The organism is Pseudomonas sp. GW456-E7, assembly GCF_059424105.1.
Map to the genome: position 1 here is coordinate 37,119 of NZ_JBWKZB010000021.1, position 19,294 is coordinate 56,412.

General features: G+C 60.3%; 18 protein-coding genes. 11 read left to right on the forward strand and 7 right to left on the reverse strand.

Annotation, left to right across the window (positions count from 1 at the left end):
* Positions 1–20: 20 nt before the first annotated feature.
* Positions 21–557: a DUF3299 domain-containing protein gene (locus AC07YV_RS15275; protein ID WP_102700146.1), complete on the forward strand. Its 537-nt coding sequence runs from the start codon at positions 21–23 to the stop codon at positions 555–557.
* Between the two features lie 120 nt (positions 558–677).
* Here AC07YV_RS15275 and AC07YV_RS15280 read toward each other — a convergent pair whose 3' ends face one another.
* Positions 678–1,577, reverse strand: a complete 900-nt coding sequence (locus AC07YV_RS15280; RefSeq protein ID WP_102700125.1) for a D-hexose-6-phosphate mutarotase — start codon at positions 1,575–1,577, stop codon at positions 678–680.
* Between the two features lie 68 nt (positions 1,578–1,645).
* Positions 1,646–2,050: an acyl-CoA thioesterase gene (locus tag AC07YV_RS15285; protein ID WP_007942704.1), complete on the reverse strand. Its 405-nt coding sequence runs from the start codon at positions 2,048–2,050 to the stop codon at positions 1,646–1,648.
* Positions 2,051–2,414: 364 nt separating this feature from the next.
* Between AC07YV_RS15285 and AC07YV_RS15290 the strand changes: the two genes are divergently transcribed.
* From AC07YV_RS15290 to AC07YV_RS15325, 8 genes are all read left to right on the forward strand, one after another.
* Complete coding sequence (locus AC07YV_RS15290; protein WP_102700124.1) at positions 2,415–3,713, forward strand: MFS transporter; 1,299 nt, start codon at positions 2,415–2,417, stop codon at positions 3,711–3,713.
* Positions 3,714–3,966: 253 nt separating this feature from the next.
* Entirely contained in the window at positions 3,967–4,968 is a 1,002-nt protein-coding gene (locus tag AC07YV_RS15295) for a phosphate ABC transporter substrate-binding protein PstS (protein WP_102700122.1), read from the forward strand.
* A 237-nt stretch (positions 4,969–5,205) separates the two neighbouring features.
* The gene (locus tag AC07YV_RS15300) at positions 5,206–7,488 is read left to right on the forward strand and encodes an ABC transporter permease subunit (RefSeq protein WP_102700121.1); all 2,283 of its coding nucleotides are present in this window, start codon (positions 5,206–5,208) and stop codon (positions 7,486–7,488) included.
* Between the two features lie 15 nt (positions 7,489–7,503).
* Entirely contained in the window at positions 7,504–9,174 is a 1,671-nt protein-coding gene (pstA, locus tag AC07YV_RS15305) for a phosphate ABC transporter permease PstA (RefSeq protein WP_102700120.1), read from the forward strand.
* A gap of 179 nt (positions 9,175–9,353) precedes the next feature.
* On the forward strand, positions 9,354–10,187 hold the full coding sequence (pstB, locus tag AC07YV_RS15310) for a phosphate ABC transporter ATP-binding protein PstB (RefSeq protein WP_007971742.1): 834 nt from the start codon (positions 9,354–9,356) through the stop codon (positions 10,185–10,187).
* Positions 10,188–10,296: 109 nt separating this feature from the next.
* A complete protein-coding gene (gene phoU, locus AC07YV_RS15315) occupies positions 10,297–11,058 on the forward strand; it encodes a phosphate signaling complex protein PhoU (protein ID WP_095964354.1) in 762 nt (253 codons plus the stop codon).
* Between the two features lie 168 nt (positions 11,059–11,226).
* The gene (locus AC07YV_RS15320) at positions 11,227–12,129 is read left to right on the forward strand and encodes a response regulator (protein ID WP_102700119.1); all 903 of its coding nucleotides are present in this window, start codon (positions 11,227–11,229) and stop codon (positions 12,127–12,129) included.
* A 209-nt stretch (positions 12,130–12,338) separates the two neighbouring features.
* The gene (locus AC07YV_RS15325) at positions 12,339–13,235 is read left to right on the forward strand and encodes a peptidoglycan DD-metalloendopeptidase family protein (protein WP_102700118.1); all 897 of its coding nucleotides are present in this window, start codon (positions 12,339–12,341) and stop codon (positions 13,233–13,235) included.
* Positions 13,236–13,349: 114 nt separating this feature from the next.
* Here AC07YV_RS15325 and AC07YV_RS15330 read toward each other — a convergent pair whose 3' ends face one another.
* The 3 genes from AC07YV_RS15330 to phoB form a co-directional block, all read right to left on the reverse strand.
* On the reverse strand, positions 13,350–14,690 hold the full coding sequence (locus AC07YV_RS15330) for a hemolysin family protein (protein ID WP_007975205.1): 1,341 nt from the start codon (positions 14,688–14,690) through the stop codon (positions 13,350–13,352).
* Between the two features lie 123 nt (positions 14,691–14,813).
* Positions 14,814–16,100: a phosphate regulon sensor histidine kinase PhoR gene (gene phoR, locus AC07YV_RS15335; protein ID WP_256358802.1), complete on the reverse strand. Its 1,287-nt coding sequence runs from the start codon at positions 16,098–16,100 to the stop codon at positions 14,814–14,816.
* 80 nt (positions 16,101–16,180) lie between these two features.
* A complete protein-coding gene (phoB, locus tag AC07YV_RS15340) occupies positions 16,181–16,870 on the reverse strand; it encodes a phosphate regulon transcriptional regulator PhoB (RefSeq protein WP_003229608.1) in 690 nt (229 codons plus the stop codon).
* A 153-nt stretch (positions 16,871–17,023) separates the two neighbouring features.
* Here phoB and AC07YV_RS15345 point away from each other — a divergent pair, with 153 nt between their 5' ends.
* Positions 17,024–17,407 (forward strand): COG4315 family predicted lipoprotein, encoded by a 384-nt coding sequence (locus tag AC07YV_RS15345; protein WP_102700116.1) that lies wholly within the window; start codon positions 17,024–17,026, stop codon positions 17,405–17,407.
* Between the two features lie 61 nt (positions 17,408–17,468).
* Here the strand turns inward: AC07YV_RS15345 and ubiA are convergent, their stop codons facing one another.
* Together ubiA and AC07YV_RS15355 are read right to left on the reverse strand one after the other, a co-directional pair.
* Complete coding sequence (gene ubiA / locus AC07YV_RS15350; protein WP_102700115.1) at positions 17,469–18,359, reverse strand: 4-hydroxybenzoate octaprenyltransferase; 891 nt, start codon at positions 18,357–18,359, stop codon at positions 17,469–17,471.
* Positions 18,359–18,922 carry a chorismate--pyruvate lyase family protein gene (locus tag AC07YV_RS15355; RefSeq protein ID WP_015097381.1) on the reverse strand — a complete coding sequence of 188 codons (564 nt, stop codon included), beginning with the start codon at positions 18,920–18,922 and terminating at the stop codon, positions 18,359–18,361. The genes ubiA and AC07YV_RS15355 overlap by 1 nt, the downstream gene beginning before the upstream one ends.
* Before the next feature lie 199 nt (positions 18,923–19,121).
* Here AC07YV_RS15355 and AC07YV_RS15360 point away from each other — a divergent pair, with 199 nt between their 5' ends.
* Entirely contained in the window at positions 19,122–19,292 is a 171-nt protein-coding gene (locus tag AC07YV_RS15360) for a rubredoxin (protein ID WP_007975200.1), read from the forward strand.
* Positions 19,293–19,294 lie beyond the last annotated feature (2 nt).

The window sequence follows — 19,294 nt, forward strand, 5'->3', positions numbered from 1 at the left end:
TCCCATTGCCGAGCACCTTCATGCGCCGTCTTTTGCTGACTCTTGTTTTACTGGGTACGGGCCTTGCCCATGCCGGCGATCTGCCGGAGACCGACTGGCTCGAACTGATGCCCAAGTCGGACCAGAAGGCCCTCGAGGCCATGCCCGAAATCGACCACAACTCCCCTGAAGCCAATGGCACCTTCACCGACAAGGGCGGGATGAAGCAGGCCAAAGGCTTGCCGGCGGTGATGTACTCGACCAGGACCGTTGCGTCGATGAACGACAGAAGCATCCGCATTGGCGGTTATCCAGTGCCGCTGGAGTCCGACGCCAAGGGCCGCAGTACGTTGTTCTTCCTGGTACCGTACCCGGGTGCCTGCATCCACGTACCGCCACCGCCACCCAATCAACTGGTGCTGGTGCGTTATCCCAAGGGCTTGAAGCTGGATGATATCTACACGCCGCTGTGGGTGACCGGCACGCTGAAGATCGAGAAGGTCAGCAATGACCTGGCGGATGCGGCTTATGCGCTGGATGCGCAGAAGGTGAGGGTGGTGGAAGAGTCGGATTTGTAAGGACAGCACCAAACCAATGTGGGAGCGAGCTTGCTCGCGATGAGGCCATAACATTCAACTTAGAGGTTGCCTGTTACTCCGCCATCGCGAGCAAGCTCGCTCCCACAGTGATTTATGGTGTTAGAGAGATTTGCTGCCTACGCTCACGCCCAAGGTGTGACTGGCCCCAGGCACCAGGCTCACCACATCACCCATCACGTTCGCCGTCTCGATGCACAGCATGCGCTGCCAGCCGTCGTCGGCCATGTCGCTGAACGCAGCGGCGCGGTCGATCCACGGGTTCCAGATCACCGCCGTACGCGATCCGCTGCTGGTCAGTACGATGCGCCGTTCCCAGGCTGGATCGACGATGCTCAACTGTGGCGGGGCGTCGAGGTAGATGCGGTCGGTCTCGCCGGTAAAATGCAGATCACCGGTCTGGGTGACGGTTTTCCAGTTGTCCAGGGTTTCGATATAGTTGAGGCCGTCCACACCTTCGACGTGCACCTCGCGCACATCGCTGACGGCAAAGTAACTGTGCAGCGCCTGGCTGATGCTGACGGTATCAGTGCCCCGGTTGTGGCTGGTCAACTGGATGTGCAATTGCTCGTCGAGGCGAATGGTCAGGGTCAAGTCCACCTGGTGCGGCCAGCCGGGAAAGCCGCCTTCGGGGTAGGGCAGGAGGAATTCGACCTTCAGGCTTTCGCCTTCGGCTTCGATGCCACCCAGTTCCCAATCCATCGCTCGCACGAAGCCGTGAGCCGACGGCGCGTCATTGCTGACACGCATCGCCTTGACACTTTGTGGGTTGCGGTCGAAGACACCGAACCACGGCCAGCACACCGGCACGCCGGCACGGATGCTCTTGCCGGTCTTGAAGACGGCCTCGTCGTTGAGCCAGATCAGCGGCGGCTGGCCGGCCAGCTGATAGCTGAGGATGTGCGCACCTTGCTGGGCCACCAGTAATTCGGCCTGACCGTGGCGGATGCGCCAGCAGTTCAGTTCATCCAGTTTTACGGCTTCAACATTGGGCGTGCTCATGGGACAGCTCTCGATCAGTAACGTGGACGACTATCGACCGCAAAACAGCTACCAGGTTTAGAAACTCTTTATCGAGCCCTGGGCGGAACCGAGCGGGTACGACCGCTGCCGTCGATGGCAACGAACACAAACACCGCTTCGGTTACTTTACGCCACTCGCTGGACAATGGATCGTCGCTCCAGACCTCGACCATCATCTTGATCGAGCTGCGGCCGATTTCCAGGGCCTGGGTATAAAAGGAAAGCTGAGCGCCCACTGCCACCGGAACCAGAAATGCCATGCGGTCGATGGCAACGGTGGCAACGCGCCCGCCGGCGACCTTGCTGGCCATCGCAGTGCCTGCCAAATCCATCTGCGCCACCAGCCAGCCGCCGAAAATGTCGCCAAAGCCGTTGGTTTCGCGAGGGAGTGCGGTGATTTGCAGGGCCAGGTCGCCTTGCGGGATCGGATCTTCTTGTTCGAGCTCTATCATGCCGGGGGTGCCTCTGACCCGTGACTCTTCGTTGGTATCGCTGGTGGTAGCCGTCTTCGGGAAAAACGATTCAGCACCGAACATACTACGTTCGTCACGTTTTCCATAAGGCGCCTAAAGGGAAACTCTGCGAAATCGCCTATGAACCTGAGAGGCGTTTTCGCACAGCAACCCCTTAAAAACCGGAGCAAGGCTGCGAGTATATCGGTCGGTAGACTCCGCGACGACCGTCCGGTTCTCATTTTGACCGTCAAAAACGCACCTCTATGTGCTTTTTCGAACTATTTGCTATCGTGCCGGACCTGCCCAGGCCTCAACCAGCGTTGTTGAGGTTGCAGATCCGACTATAAGAGAAGCCCTTGCCATGACCACAGCGCCCTCGAGCATCGCGCAGCCAGAACAACCCGCACGTCCGCTGACTCGCAGCGACTACAAGACTTTATCGCTGTCTGCCCTGGGCGGCGCGCTGGAGTTCTACGACTTCATCATCTTCGTGTTCTTCGCCACGGTGGTGGGCAAGCTGTTCTTCCCGGCGGACATGCCTGAGTGGCTACGCTTGATGCAGACCTTCGGCATCTTCGCCGCCGGCTACCTGGCACGGCCGCTGGGCGGCATCGTGATGGCGCATTTCGGCGACCTGCTGGGCCGCAAGAAAATGTTCACCCTGAGCATTTTCATGATGGCCGTGCCGACCCTGATCATGGGCTTGTTGCCGACCTATGCGCAGATCGGCATGTGGGCACCGATCCTGTTGCTGCTGATGCGGGTGATCCAGGGCGCGGCCATCGGCGGTGAGGTGCCGGGGGCGTGGGTCTTCGTTTCCGAACACGTGCCGCAGCGTCATATCGGTTACGCCTGTGGCACCCTGACCAGCGGTCTGACGGCGGGCATCCTGCTCGGCTCGCTGGTCGCCACGGCGATCAACAGCCTCTATACCCCGGCGGAAGTGTCGGATTACGCCTGGCGGATCCCATTCCTGCTGGGCGGCGTGTTTGGACTGTTCTCGGTATACCTGCGTCGCTGGCTGCACGAAACCCCGGTGTTCGCCGAGCTGCAACAGCGCAAGGCCCTGGCCGAAGAGGTGCCGCTGCGCGCGGTGCTGCGTGACCATCGTGGCGCCATCGCCATTTCGATGCTGCTGACCTGGCTGCTGTCGGCCGCCATCGTGGTGTTGATCCTGATGACCCCGACGGTGTTGCAGACGGTCTATCACTTCTCGCCAACCACGTCCTTGCAGGCGAACAGCCTGGCGATCGTGTTCCTGAGCTTTGGCTGCATCATCGCCGGCGCGCTGGCGGATCGCTTCGGTGCAGGGCGAGTCTTCGTTCTTGGCTGCGCTGCGTTGCTGGCCAGCTCCTGGACCTTCTATCACAGCCTGGCTGACCATCCCGACTGGCTGTTTCCGATGTACGCGGTGACCGGTCTGCTGGTCGGCACCATCGGTGCGGTGCCCTACGTGATGGTCAAGGCGTTCCCGCCAGTGGTGCGTTTCAGCGGCCTGTCGTTCTCCTATAACGTGGCCTACGCCATTTTCGGTGGTCTGACGCCGATGATCGTCAGTCTGCTGCTCAAGGAAAGCCCGATGGGGCCGGCCTACTACGTGGCGGTGCTGTGCGGGGTCGGGATTCTGGTGGGGGCGTATCTCTGGAAGAAAGGGCGCTAAGCGGCCTTTCTCAGCGACTGCACTGACGCCTTCGCGAGCAAGCCCGCTCCCACATTCGATCGCATTTCTCCTGAAGGAACGCGGTCAACTGTGGGAGCGGGCTTGCTCGCGAAGGCGGGCGACGCCAATCATCCTGCAAAAAAAACCAAATACTGGCCTTTCATCCAATTGTCATATTTCAGCCATAGAGTGTTCACACGGCCTGCTGATACTTGGCCCCGACTTAACACACCCTATCTGCTAGGAGTAAGGCATGAAACTGAAGCGTTTGATGGCGGCAATGACTTTTGTCGCTGCTGGCGTTGCGACTGCCAACGCGGTTGCCGCTGTTGACCCTGCTATCCCGAGCTACACCAAGACCACTGGTGTGTCGGGCAACCTGTCCAGCGTCGGCTCCGATACCCTGGCCAACCTCATGACCCTCTGGGCTGAGAACTACAAGAAAGAATACCCGAACGTAAACATCCAGATTCAGGCCGCTGGCTCCGCCACTGCGCCACCTGCGCTGACTGAAGGCACCTCCAACCTGGGCCCGATGAGCCGCAAGATGAAGGACACCGAACTGGCTGCCTTCGAACAGAAGTACGGCTACAAGCCAACCGCAATCCCGGTTGCCGTGGACGCCTTGGCGGTATTCGTACACAAGGACAACCCGATCCAGCACCTGACCATGGAACAGGTCGACGCGATCTTCTCGTCCACTCGTCTGTGCGGCGCTAAAACCGACGTGAAAACCTGGGGCGACCTGGGCGTGACCGGCGACCTGGCCAACAAGCCGGTTCAGCTGTTCGGTCGTAACTCGGTATCCGGCACCTACGGCTACTTCAAGGAAGAAGCCCTGTGCAAAGGCGACTTCAAGCCAAACGTGAACGAACAGCCAGGTTCGGCTTCGGTCGTGCAGTCGATCAGCTCCTCGCTGAACGGCATCGGTTACTCGGGCATCGGCTACAAGACCGCTAGCGTGAAGACTGTGGCCCTGGCCAAGAAAGGCAGCCAGGACTTCATCGAAGACACCGAAGAAAACGCCCTGAACGGCAAGTACCCGCTGTCCCGCTTCCTGTACGTATACGTCAACAAAGCCCCGAACAAGCCTCTGGCCCCGCTGGAAGCCGAGTTCGTGAAACTGGTTCTGTCGAAACAGGGCCAGGAAGTTGTAGTGAAAGACGGTTACATCCCACTGCCGGCCAAAGTAGCTGCCAAAGCTCTGGCTGACCTGGGTCTGCAGGAAGGCGGCGCTGAAGTCGCAAAAAAGTAAAACCCTGAATCCGGGGTAATCCCGGATTCCTGTGCAGGAGCTGTCGAGCGGAGCGAGGCTGCGATCTTTTGATCTGGCTTTCTCAACTGCAAGATCAAAAGATCGCAGCCTCGGTTCCCTCGACAGCTCCTACACAACCCCCAAATTCCCGATCCACTGCTGGTTACCGCCAGCGGCGGATTTGTTGCGTCACTGCACTGTCATCTTTCTGTCATACAGGATCGCTAGGGTGTGCGAATGAATGATCTGGCCAATTCCACAATGACTACTAATCCCCCCAAGCGAATTGACTTCAATACGCCTGAGCTACAACGCAAGCGTCGCATCCGCGCGCTCAAGGATCGCTTCACTCGCTGGTACGTCCTCATCGGCGGCCTGGCGGTGCTGGCAGCCATCACACTGATCTTCTTCTTCCTCGCCTACGTGGTTGCGCCGTTGTTCCAGGGTGCCAGCCTGACTGCGAAAGATGCGATCGTTCCAGCCTGGATGCAGGATTCCGGCAAGCCGCTGATGATCTCCCTGGAAGAGCAGAATCAGGTGGCGATGCGGGTTTCCGACAAGGGCCAGGCATTGTTCTTCGACATCGACAGTGGCGCCGAACTCAAGCGCGTCGATTTGCCTGTTCCGGCCGGCACCACCGTGACCTCCATCGGTGAAGACCAGCCAGGCCACCCGCTGGTGGCTGTTGGTCTGTCCAACGGTCAGGCCCTGGTGTTCCGCCACACCTATAAGGTCAGCTACCCGGAAGGCAAGAAAACCATCACCCCGGCCGTCGAGTACCCGTATGGCGAAGCGCCAATCGCGGTGAACGAGGCGGGTGGTGCGCTGGAGCACGTCAGCCTCAACGCCAACGATTCGACCCTGATGCTGGTTGGCTCCACCGGTTCGCAACTCAATGTTCTGTCGCTGACCAGCGAAGAGAACATGATGACCGGCGAAGTCACCAACGAGCAGAAGCGCATCGACCTGCCGCAGATGACCGAGCCGGTGAAGAACATCTTCGTCGACCCGCGCCAGCAGTGGCTGTACGTGATCAACGGGCGTGCCCAGGCCGACGTGTTCAGCCTGCGCGACAAGAGCCTCAACGGTCGCTACAAACTGCTTGAAGACGGTGAAGCGCAAGTCACCGCCAGCACCCAGCTGGTGGGCGGCATCTCGCTGATCATCGGCGACTCCAAGGGTGGTCTGGCCCAGTGGTTCATGGCCCGCGACCCGGATGGCGAGCAACGCCTGAAGCAGATCCGCACCTTCCAGATGGGCACCACGCCTATCGTTGAAATCACTGCCGAAGAACGCCGCAAGGGCTTCATTGCCCTTGACGCTTCCGGCAAGCTCGGCGTGTTCCACAGCACTGCCCACCGCACTTTGCTGGTTGAGTCGGTTGCCGAAGGCCAGGGCATTTTCGGTCTGTCGCCGCGTGCCAACCGCGTGATCGTGGAAGCGGGCGGCAAGTTGCACCCGCTGCTGCTCGACAACCCGCACCCGGAAGTCTCGTGGAGCGCGCTGTGGAGCAAGGTCTGGTACGAGAACTACGACGAGCCTAAATACGTCTGGCAATCGACCGCCGCCAACACCGACTTCGAACCCAAGCTGAGCCTGTCGCCGCTGACTTTCGGTACCCTTAAAGCCGCGTTCTACGCCATGCTGCTGGCCGCTCCACTGGCCGTTGCCGCTGCGATCTACACCGCGTACTTCATGGCGCCGGGCATGCGCCGCAAGGTCAAGCCGGTGATCGAATTGATGGAAGCGATGCCGACGGTGATCCTCGGCTTCTTCGCCGGTCTGTTCCTCGCACCTTATGTTGAAGGACACTTGCCGGGCATCTTCAGCCTGCTGATGCTGTTGCCGATCGGCATCCTGGTCGCCGGTTTCACCTTCAGCCGCCTGCCTGAGTCGATCCGCCTGAAAGTCCCGGATGGCTGGGAAAGTGCGCTGCTGATTCCGGTGATCCTGTTTGTGGGCTGGCTGTCGCTGTACATGAGCCCGTTCATGGAGAACTGGTTCTTCGGCGGCGATATGCGCATGTGGATCTCCCACGACCTGGGCATCACCTACGACCAGCGCAACGCCCTGGTGGTCGGCCTGGCCATGGGCTTCGCGGTCATCCCGAACATCTACTCCATCGCCGAAGACGCCGTGTTCAGCGTGCCGCGTGGCCTGACCCTGGGCTCCCTGGCCCTCGGTGCCACGCCGTGGCAGACCATGACCCGCGTGGTGATCCTCACCGCGAGCCCGGGCATCTTCTCTGCGCTGATGATCGGCATGGGCCGTGCGGTCGGGGAAACCATGATCGTGCTGATGGCCACCGGCAACACCCCGGTCATGGAAATGAACCTGTTCGAAGGCCTGCGCACCCTGGCGGCCAACGTTGCGGTGGAAATGCCCGAGTCGGAAGTCGGCGGCAGCCACTACCGCGTGCTGTTCCTCTCGGCGCTGGTGCTGCTGTTGTTCACCTTCGTCATGAACACCCTCGCAGAACTGATTCGTCAGCGTCTGCGCAAGAAATACTCGTCGCTTTAAGAAAGGTAGAAGTCTGTGAAACAGAACTCCCTGAAAGGATGGTTCAAGAGCGGCGCCCCCGGCGTCTGGATCAGCGGTGGCGCGGTGTCCATCGCGGTCATCATGACCATTGGCCTGCTGGCAGTGATTGCCGTGCGCGGCCTGGGTCACTTCTGGCCGGCTGACCTGGTACATGCCAGTTACGACGTACCGGGCCAGGCCAATCACCTGGTGATCGGCGAAATCGTACAGAAGGAAGAAGTGCCACGTGCCCGTCTGAAGAGCGCCGGCCTGCCGGTGCCTGACGACGGCCCGGAGTTCATGACCCGCGAGCTGATCAAGGTCGGCAACCGTGACCTGAACGGCAACGACTTCACCTGGGTCGTCGGCGAGTGGCTGACCAACCAGACGACGCCGCCTGAGCTGATGGCGATCGAGCGGCGTGAGTGGGGCAACTTCTACGGTTACCTGGTCAACGTTAAACAGGACGGCAAGGTTGTCGCTGAAGGCGAGGCCGCTTGGCCTGAGTTGCAAGCCCGTGTCGACCGCGTCAACAAGCTGGCGGCACAGCTCAAGAACCTGGAAAAAACCGACATCGGCGCGATCAACGCCGGTCTCGAGCGCGTGCGCTTGCACGGTCGCAAGCTGGAACTGGATGGCAAGCTCGACGCCACCGCACAAGCGGACATGGAATCGGAGCGCGCCGAACTCAATGCCCGCTATCAGGATGTTGAAGCGCGCCTGAACGATCTGCATGCGCAGTTCAACCGCGACAGCCTGACCGCCCGCGACGCGAACGGTAAGGAAATCGAAATCGGCATCGGCAAAGTGGTTCACGCCTACCAGCCGAACGCCATGAGCACGACCACCAAGATCGGTTTCTACTTCAGCAAGGTCTGGGAGTTCCTGAGCGACGACCCGCGTGAAGCGAACACCGAGGGCGGTATCTTCCCGGCCATTTTCGGCACCGTGATGATGACCCTGATCATGGCGATGATCGTGACCCCGTTCGGCGTGCTGGCGGCGGTGTACCTGCGTGAATACGCCAAGCAGAACGCGTTGACCCGGGTGATCCGCATCGCGGTGAACAACCTGGCAGGTGTTCCGGCCATCGTTTACGGGGTGTTCGGCCTGGGCTTCTTCGTCTATGTGCTGGGCGGCTCGCTCGACCGTCTGTTCTTCCCGGAAGCCTTGCCGGCGCCGACCTTCGGCACGCCGGGTCTGCTCTGGGCTTCGCTGACCCTGGCGCTGCTGGCAGTGCCGGTGGTGATCGTGGCCACCGAAGAAGGCCTGGCACGGATTCCTCGCACCGTGCGTGAAGGTTCGTTGGCCCTCGGCGCGACCAAGGCTGAAACCTTGTGGAAGATCGTTTTGCCGATGGCCAGCCCGGCGATGATGACCGGCATGATCCTCGCCGTGGCTCGTGCCGCGGGTGAAGTGGCGCCGTTGATGCTGGTGGGTGTGGTGAAACTGGCGCCGTCGTTGCCGGTGGACGGTAACTACCCGTACCTGCACCTGGACCAGAAGATCATGCACCTGGGCTTCCACATCTATGACGTCGGCTTCCAGAGCCCGAACGTCGAAGCCGCACGACCGCTGGTGTACGCCACGGCGCTGCTGCTGGTGCTGGTGATCGCGACGCTGAACCTGTCGGCGGTGTACATCCGTAACCACCTGCGCGAGAAGTACAAAGCTTTGGACAGCTGATTTCCAATGTGGGAGCGGGCTTGCTCGCGAAAGCAGTGGGTCAGGCAACATTGATGTTGAATGTGCCGGCCTCTTCGCGAGCAAGCCCGCTCCCACACTGGACCGCGTCCACCAGAATATTGATGGGAACTGCAACAAGCAGCGTTCCGAACCGAATTTGTTAGCACAGGGAGCCTCCCATGCAGCACGAAGCACATACCCACGGCATCAACATGTCGGCACTGGGTCGCGACAAACAGAGCCTGAACCTCGAGCAGGAAACCGTAGCCATCGAAGTGCCGGGCCTGAGCCTGTTCTACGGCGAAAAACAAGCGCTGTACGACGTCAGCATGAACATCCCGAAGCAGCGCGTGACCGCCTTCATCGGCCCGTCCGGCTGTGGCAAGTCGACGCTGCTGCGCACTTTCAACCGCATGAACGACCTGGTGGATGGCTGCCGCGTCGAAGGCGAGATCAACCTGTACGGCAACAACATCTACCGCAAGGGCGAAGACGTGGCCGAGCTGCGTCGTCGCGTCGGCATGGTGTTCCAGAAGCCCAACCCGTTCCCGAAAACCATCTACGAAAACGTGGTTTACGGCCTGCGCATCCAGGGCATCAACAAGAAGCGCGTGCTCGACGAAGCCGTTGAGTGGGCGTTGAAAGGTGCGGCACTGTGGGATGAGGTCAAGGACCGTCTGCACGAGTCGGCACTGGGCCTGTCCGGTGGTCAGCAGCAGCGTCTGGTGATCGCCCGCACCATCGCCGTTGAGCCGGAAGTGTTGCTGCTCGACGAACCCTGCTCGGCACTCGACCCGATCTCCACGCTGAAAGTCGAAGAGCTGATCTACGAACTGAAATCCAAGTTCACCATCGTCATCGTGACCCACAACATGCAGCAGGCGGCGCGGGTTTCCGACTACACCGCGTTCATGTACATGGGCAAACTGGTGGAATTTGGCGACACCGACACCCTGTTCACCAATCCGGCGAAGAAGCAGACCGAAGACTACATCACGGGCCGGTATGGCTAGGAACAGCGGCAAGCCGCAAGCTTCAAGCGGCAAGTAAGAGCGGTCCGAGTACGACACAACACAGCTTGCAGCTTGTAGCTTGCAGCTCACAGCTATCGCGGAGCAAAAGATGATTTCGAAGGAAGGCTTAACCCACCACATCTCTGCCCAGTTCAACGCCGAACTGGAGGAAGTGCGCAGCCACCTCCTGGCCATGGGCGGGCTGGTCGAGAAGCAGGTCAACGACGCGGTCACCGCGCTGATCGAGGCCGACTCCGGCCTGGCCCAGCAGGTGCGCGAGATCGACGACCAGATCAACCAGATGGAACGCAACATCGACGAAGAATGCCTGCGCATTCTGGCCCGTCGTCAGCCGGCAGCGTCCGACCTGCGACTGATCATCAGCATTTCCAAATCGGTGATCGATCTGGAGCGCATCGGTGACGAAGCGACCAAAATCGCCCGTCGCGCCATTCAGCTGTGCGAAGAAGGCGAGGCGCCGCGCGGTTACGTCGAAGTGCGCCACATCGGTGACCAGGTGCGCAACATGGTCCGTGATGCACTGGACGCCTTTGCCCGTTTCGATGCCGAACTGGCCTTGTCGGTGGCGCAGTACGACAAGATCATCGACCGCGAATACAAGACCGCCCTGCGTGAGCTGGCGACCTACATGATGGAAGATCCGCGTTCTATCTCGCGGGTTCTGAGCATTATCTGGGTACTGCGTTCGCTGGAGCGCATCGGCGACCACGCGCGCAATATCTCGGAACTGGTGATTTACCTGGTACGTGGCACCGACGTGCGACACCTGGGTCTCAAGCGCATGAAGGAAGAAGTCGAAGGAACAACCGGCGAAACCGCTAATGTTCCGGGCAAAACTGACGATAAGTAAGGTTGCCCAAGTAAAGCGCCCGGCCTGTTGGCCGGGCGTTTTTGTTTGTGGCCTACGCATTCGAAAAGCAGCACCCGTGAACGAAAAGTCCGGCGTGACTGAAGGTTTTTTGGCAATGTGCCATCAGCAAGGCGGTATGCTGGCCGGGATTTTTTAAAGGGGTGGTGGATGAGTAAGGTCAGTGTGTTGGTCGTGGACGACGCGTCGTTCATTCGTGACTTGGTGAAAAAGTGCCTGCGCAATTATTTTCCGGGCATGCGGATCGAAGACGCGATCAACGGCAGAAAGGCCCAGGCCATGCTGGCCAAGGAAGCATTCGATCTGGTCCTGTGCGACTGGGAAATGCCGGAAATGTCCGGCCTGGAACTGCTGACCTGGTGTCGTGAGCAAGACAGCCTCAAAGCCATGCCCTTCGTGATGGTGACCAGCCGTGGCGACAAGGAAAACGTCGTCCAGGCGATCCAGGCTGGAGTATCCGGTTATGTCAGCAAGCCGTTCACCAACGAACAGCTGATCACCAAGGTCAAGCAGGCGCTGCACAAGGTCGGCAAACTCGATGCCTTGATCAGCGTAGCCGCAACCAAAACCAGCCCTGCATTCGCCAACGACTCCCTCTCAGCCCTGACCGCTGGCAAGGCGTCTGTCACCACGCCAACAGCCGCGCCCGCACCGTCCAAAGGCTTGCTCAACAGCCCGCCGGTCAAGGCGCCTGCGGCCTCTTCAGCACCTGCCAGCGGCCGTGGCCAGGGTCAGCTGCGTTTGCCGAACGGCATCCAGCAGTGCGTGATCAAGGCCCTGAGCCTCAAGGAGGCCCTGTTGGTGGTCAAGCGCACCGAGACCCTGCCGCAGATCCTCGACAGCGCCGTGCTGGACCTGGAGCAGGGCGACAATGCCGAAATCGCCCGCCTCAACGGCTATCTGCATGCCGTCGTGGCCCACGAACCGAAGCCTGACAGCGACTGGCTGCAACTGACCTTCCGCTTTGTCGATCAGGATGCGCAGAAGCTCGATTACATCTCGCGCCTGATTGCGCGGGGGACGGCGCAGAAGCACTTCATTCCTGGCGCTTGATCTTCGTCGCCTGTCAGTCCGCTTTCGCGAGCAAGCCCGCTCCCACATTTGGAATGCATTTCAAATGTGGGAGCGGGCTTGCTCGCGAAGGGGCCTTTGGCTTTGTCAAAAATCTTCTGAAAGGCCCATTTTGAAACATCTGCCGACTAGCCGGGTCCATATCAGCTGCTAGGCTCCATCTCAGTTCCCACTCGACAGAATTCTTGCCCATGCTCATGCGCCTGCTGTTTTTCTGTGGCCTGTTCATGGTCGCCACCTCGGCTGTGGCCATGACCATCTACAAGTCCAAAGACGCCAATGGCGTGGTTTCCTACAGCGACCGCCCGAGCAAAGGCGCCCATGTGCTCGTTTTCCGCGATGGCATGGTCGAGCACCTTGAGCGTCAGGTGCGCCTCATCATCACCAAGAAGAACGGCGTGCACAGCGTGTATGTACGCAATGACCTGTATGCGCCGGTAGAGGTCGAATTGAGTTTTGCCGGGGTGAAGAACGCCAGCGGTGTGCCGGGCAGGACGATTCGGCGCGTGATACCGATGCGCAGCAGCGTTCGCCTGGCGCAGCTCACGGCGGCCAAAGGTGGAAGGCCGCTGGCGTACGTCCCGAAGTTCAAGTATTCCCTGGGCGACCCCTCAGGACCCACGGTGGGCTATCGGTACCCGTTGCCCTGGCGTGGTGGCCCGTTCCGGATCAGTCAGGGTGCCAATGGGCCCTACAGCCACTTCGGCCCCAAGAGCCGTTACGCCATGGACATTGCGATGCCCGAGGGCACGCCGATCATTGCCGCGCGAGGCGGGGTGGTGGTGAAGACCGAGAACAGACAAAGCGGGCGCGGCACCGATGCCTCCGGCAATTTCGTGCGGGTGCTGCACGATGACGGGACCATGGGTGTTTACCTGCACCTGAAGAAGGGCTCGGTCCGCGTTCGGGAAGGTCAGCGGGTAACGGTAGGCAGTCCTTTGGCGCTGTCCGGCAACACCGGCAACAGCACCGGGCCGCATTTGCACTTCGTGGTGCAGCGCAATACCGGGCTGGGGCTGGTGTCGATTCCGTATCAGTTCAACCAGCCGGTGGGTGCTTTGCCCAACTTTGCGCTGGGCAAGCAGTGAGGTGTTTTCTGGTCTGACGCCATCGCGAGCAAGCTCGCTCCCACAGTTGAAATGCATTCCAGTGTGGGAGCGAGCTTGCTCGCGATGGTATCGACTCGAATCCGGATATCTCGATCAGTCCAGCATCAACACCTTGGCCAGGACAATCTTCGGCCCCTTCATCTTCTTGATGATGATCCGCAGGCCTTCGACTTCCAGCACTTCTTCCTCTTCCGGAACGCGCTTGAGGCTCTCATAGACCAGCCCTGCAAGGGTTTCGGCTTCGACGTGGTCGAGATCGATGCCCAGCAGTCGTTCAACCTTGAACAGCGGCGTATCGCCCCGCACCAGCAACTTGCCCGGCTGATACGCGAGGATCCCGCGTTCGGCCTTGCGGTGTTCGTCCTGGATGTCGCCCACCAGCACTTCCAGCACGTCTTCCATGGTCAGGTAGCCGATGATGTTGCCGTCGGCCTCTTCGACCACGGCGAAGTGCGAACCGCCCTTGCGGAACTGCTCCAGCAACTGCGACAGCGGCATGTGCCGCGACACGCGCTCCAGCGGACGGGTCAGTTCGGCGAGGTTGAACGACTCGGGAATGTGGTCCAGCGCCGCCAGTTCCAACAGCAGATCCTTGATGTGCAGCAGGCCGACGAACTCCTGGCGTTCGCTGTCGTACACCGGATAGCGGCTGAACTTGTGGCGACGGAACATCGCCAGGATCTGCTTGAGCGGTGCGTTGAACTCCAGGGTCACCAGGTCTTCGCGGGAGTTGGCCCAGTCGACCACTTCCAGTTCGCCCATTTCCACCGCCGAGGCCAGCACGCGCATGCCTTGGTCGCTCGGGTCCTGGCCACGGCTGGAGTGCAGGATCAGTTTCAGCTCTTCACGGCTGTAGTGATGCTCGTGATGCGGGCCGGGTTCACCTTGCCCTGCAATGCGCAGGATGGTGTTGGCGCTGGCGTTGAGCAGGTAGATGGCCGGGTACATGGCCCAATAGAACAGGTACAGCGGCACGGCGGTCCACAGCGACAGCAATTCGGGTTTGCGAATCGCCCAGGATTTGGGGGCGAGCTCACCGACCACGATGTGCAGGTACGAAATGATGAAGAACGCGGTGAAGAACGAGATGCCTTTGACCACTTCGGCCGATTCAACGCCGACCGCGCTCAACACCGGCTCAAGAATGTGGGCAAACGCGGGCTCACCGACCCAACCCAGGCCCAGGGAGGCGAGGGTGATACCCAATTGGCAGGCTGACAGGTACGCATCGAGCTGACTGTGCACGGTGCGCAGGATGTGCCCGCGCCAGCCGTTTTTATCAGCGATGGCCTCGACCCGGGTCGAGCGCAGCTTGACCATGGCAAATTCCGCCGCAACGAAAAAACCGTTGAGCAAAACCAGGATCAGAGCAAAAAGAATCATGCCGAAGTCGGCGAAAATTGTAGCGAGGGTCAAGCCAGGGGAAGGGTCCATGATGGAGTTTTGCGGGTTCCGTGTATTCGAGAGGGAAGAAAAATCCGCGCCTGAAGGGCAGGCGCAAGTCAGCCAATGTAGCGGCTGACCGGCCAGTTGCCTAGTGGCGCGTGCTGGCCGGTATCAGTCGGCGGTGCTGATAACCCGTGATTGGGTGACCTGCGCCGGCGCAAAGTGGCAGGTAAAGGTACTGCCGTGGCCTGGTACGCTGCTGATTTCCATCCGTGCCCGATGACGTAACAAAACGTGTTTGACGATCGCCAGCCCCAGGCCGGTGCCACCGGTATTGGAGTTGCGGCTGGAGTCGACGCGATAGAACCGTTCGGTCAGGCGTGGCAGGTGTTTGGCATCGATGCCGATCCCGGAATCCTGCACGCTCAGGTGCGCCCCCTGGTCATCGCCCCACCAGCGAATGCGGATGTTGCCTTCGGCCGGGGTGTATTTCACCGCGTTGAACACCAGGTTGGAAAACGCGCTGCGCAACTCCGCCTCGCTACCCTTGAGCAGAATCGTCGGGTCGGCTTCCAGGGTGATTTTCTGGTTTTTCTGGCCGGACAACTGCTGCGCGTCGCTCTTGATCGATTGCAGCAAGCCATCGATCGGCACTGGCTGGTTGTCCGATGGATAATCGGTGGCTTCCAGCTTGGCCAGCAACAACAGGTCGTTGAGCAGGGTCTGCATGCGTCCGCCTTGTTGCTGCATCTGCTGCAAGGCGCGGCCCCAGCGCGGGTTCACCTCGTCGACGTTATCGAGCAAGGTTTCCAGGTAGCCGCAGATCACCGTCAACGGCGTGCGCAGTTCATGGGAAACGTTGGCGATGAAATCTTTGCGCATTTGCTCAAGCTGATGAATGCGCGTCACATCACGCACCAGCATCAAGTGTTCGTTGTTGCCGTAACGGGTGATGTACAGCTGAATGCGCACGCGGTCGTTGGTCGGCGAAGGAATTTCCAGCGGCTCGGCGTAGCTGTCTTGCTCGAAGTATTCCTTGAAGCGCGGATGGCGCACCAGGTTGGTCACCGGTTGGCCGCTGTCCTGTGGCGTCTTGAGGCCCAGCAGGGTTTCGGCGGCGCGGTTCCACCATTCCAGGTTGCCGTCGGTGTCGAGCATGATCACCGCGTCTTTCAGCGCGGCGGTGGATTCCTGAACCCGGTCGATCACCGCTTGCAGGCGCCCGCGTACCCGTTGGTCGCGGCGTTGCAGGTGGTAGATGCTGTCGAACACCTCGCCCCACAGGCCGTAGCCGTCGGGCGGCGCTTCATCGGGTTTGTGCAGGCGCAGCCACTCGTGCAGACGCAGCAACTGCTTGAGGGTCCAGGCCAGGTAAAGACCCAGGCCTGCGGCGAGGCTCCAGCCGTAATAGCCGGTGATCAGGCCGATCACCAAGCAGGCGGTGACCAGTAGCAGCATGTGGCGAATCAGGGTGCCATGCCAGTTTTGGTTCACGTGACGCGCGTCCTTGTCAGCTTGTCGGGCGGTAAGGGTCCGGGTCAGGCTTTGGTGGAAAAGCGGTAACCGGTGCCGCGCACGGTTTGTACCAGATTTTCGTAAGCATCGCCGAGGGCTTTGCGCAGGCGTCGAATGTGCACGTCGACGGTACGCTCTTCGACATAGACGTTGCCGCCCCAGACCTGATCCAGCAACTGGCCACGGGTGTAGGCGCGCTCCTGGTGAGTCATGAAGAATTGCAGCAGGCGGTATTCGGTCGGGCCCATCTCGGCGGGACGGCCGTCGATGGTCACGCGGTGGCTGATCGGGTCCAGCAGCAGGCCGCCGACTTCGATTGGCGCCTCGCCATCGGTCGGGCCGGCACGGCGCAGCACGGCCTTCAGGCGCGCTACCAGCTCACGGGGGGAAAACGGCTTGGTGATGTAGTCGTCGGCGCCGACTTCCAGGCCCTGGATCTTGTTGTCCTCTTCACCCTTGGCGGTGAGCATGATGATCGGGATGTCCCCGGTCAGTTCATCACGCTTGAGGCGACGGGCCAGTTCGATGCCGGACGTGCCGGGCAGCATCCAGTCGAGCAGGATCAGGTCCGGTTTGCGGTCGACGATAATGGCGTGGGCCTGCTGGGAGTTTTCAGCCTCCAGGCAGTCATAGCCGGCCATTTCCAACGCAACGGCGATCATTTCGCGAATAGGCGCTTCGTCGTCGACGATCAGAATGCTCCTGCCAACCATGCCCTTAATCCTCTTGTCATTTAACTGTCTTGCGCCGCATTAGATAACGGAATTATTGCAGTCGTGTGACAGTATTTTAGTCGGCCGGCGATTGGCTGGATCCTGGGCTAAGCTCTAAGTCCGGATCCTGACAACCACAAGAGGAAGGTTTCCATGAACTACATTGCTCAATCCTGGAAGGCTTTGCTGGTCACTGCGGCGTTAACGCTGCCGACACTGGCCTTTGCCGCCGACCCGGCGATGATGAAAGACGGCATGATGGTCGACCATAAGGGCATGACTTTGTACACGTTCGACAAGGACACTGGCGGCAAGTCGGTGTGCACTGGCGACTGCGCCAAATACTGGCCGCCGTTCAAGGCAGAGGCGGGTGCCAAGGCTGAAGGTAAATGGACCGTTGTCAAGCGTGACGACGGGACCATGCAATGGGCCTATGACGGCAAGCCACTGTACTACTACGAGGACGACAAAAAGCCCGGAGACATGACGGGTGACAAGAAAAAAGAAGTCTGGCACGTCGTTCGCGAGCATATGTAACACCGCAAAAGAATCGCAGCCTTCGGGTAGGAACTGCCGAAGGCTGCGATCTTTTCAAAGGTCAACGCAGCGCATAATCCAGCACAATCCCGACGAAAATCGCCAAGCCCGCCCAGTGATTGTGCAAAAACGCCTTGAAGCAACGCAGCCGGTCCTTGTCGCGGGTGTACCAGAATTCCCACGCAAAGCAGCCCGCCGCCACCAGTAATCCGAGGTGGAACCAGCCACCCAGGTCGAACTTCGAACCCGCCAGCAACAGGCAGCCCAGCGCCAGTCCCTGCAGGGTCAGGATGATCGCCCGGTCCGCATCGCCGAACAGGATTGCCGTGGATTTCACGCCGATCTTCAGGTCGTCATCGCGGTCGGTCATCGCGTAATACGTGTCGTAGCCCACGGTCCACATCAGGTTGGCGATCCACAGCAGCCATGCGGCAGCCGGCAATTCACCGGTTTCTGCGGTGAACGCCATCGGCATCCCCCACGAAAATGCGGCGCCCAGCACCACTTGCGGGTAATAGGTGTAGCGCTTCATGAAGGGGTAACTGAACGCCAACGCCAGGCCGCCCAGCGACAGCCACACGGTCGCGGCATTGGTGCACAGCACCAGCAGGAAGCTCACGCCCATCAGCAAGGCGAAGAACACCAGCGCCTCTTTCGAGCTGATCTTGCCGCTCACCAGCGGGCGCTGCTCGGTACGTTTCACATGACCATCGACCTTGCGGTCCGCCCAGTCGTTGATCACGCAGCCACCGGCGCGGGTCAGCACTACGCCCAGGACGAAAATCACAATGTTGGCCAGGGACGGCGAGCCCTTGCCGGCAATCCACAGCGCCCACAGTGTCGGCCAAAGCAGCAGGTAAATGCCGATCGGCTTGTCCATCCGCGTCAGCTGAATGAAGTCCCAGGCCCGAGGGTTCAAGCGGTTCAAGGACTTGAGCAGGCTTTGGTACATCAGAGGTTCTCCGATCGGGCGCGTGCGGCGTCCCACAGGGAAGGCAGGAAGATTTCGGCCACCAGTACACTCAACGCGCCGCGGTCAAAACGTGAACGGCGGCCCCATAGATCCGGCGCCCGCACCTCGCCCGGCAGCCATTCTTGAGGATAATGACAAACCTCGATGGCCCGGCGCTGAAAGGCCTGATCGCAGAACAGCAATTCACCCAGGGAGCGGCTACCCAATTCGTCCATGTGCAAGCCGTCGCCTTGCAATGCACTGCGTGCGGCGACGCTGCGGGCGAACACCCAGGCTTCACCATGACCGCGCAGATACACCTCGCGCACCCAGCCTTCACTGCCGTCGGCCAGGTCCAGCGCTGCGCATTCGTCGGCGCGCAGGGTTTGCCAGCCTTCGAACATCGGCGAGACGCTGAAGGCATCATTCGACAGATGAATCAGGCGTCGGGTGAGCGAGCCTTCGTCGAACAGCCAGTCCAGGATGGAAGCATCGGGGAGGGGCGCCAGTTCGCTGCGCGAGAGCCAGAGGGGAGCTGGAGAGGGGGATTCTGTGTGTTGCACAATGAGTCATTATTGGCAGCAAATGAGGCGGCGAGCTTAACATGTCAGCCGCCGATATCGATTGAATTGGCCTGCCGTTGCGCCGAACAGGCTTGCATCCGGCGGCATCGATCAGTACAAAACGCGCTGAGTTGGACGGCAGTGCTACAACCATCGACCGTCCGGCCGGCAAAACGCCTGAACCCTGAGGAAGTACCTGATGAAAAAGTGGCAATGTATCGTCTGCGGCCTGATCTACAACGAAGCCGACGGTTGGCCGGATGACGGCATTGCGCCGGGCACCCGTTGGGAAGACGTGCCGGAAGACTGGCTGTGCCCGGACTGCGGTGTGGGCAAAATGGATTTTGAAATGATCGAAATCGCTGCCTGAAT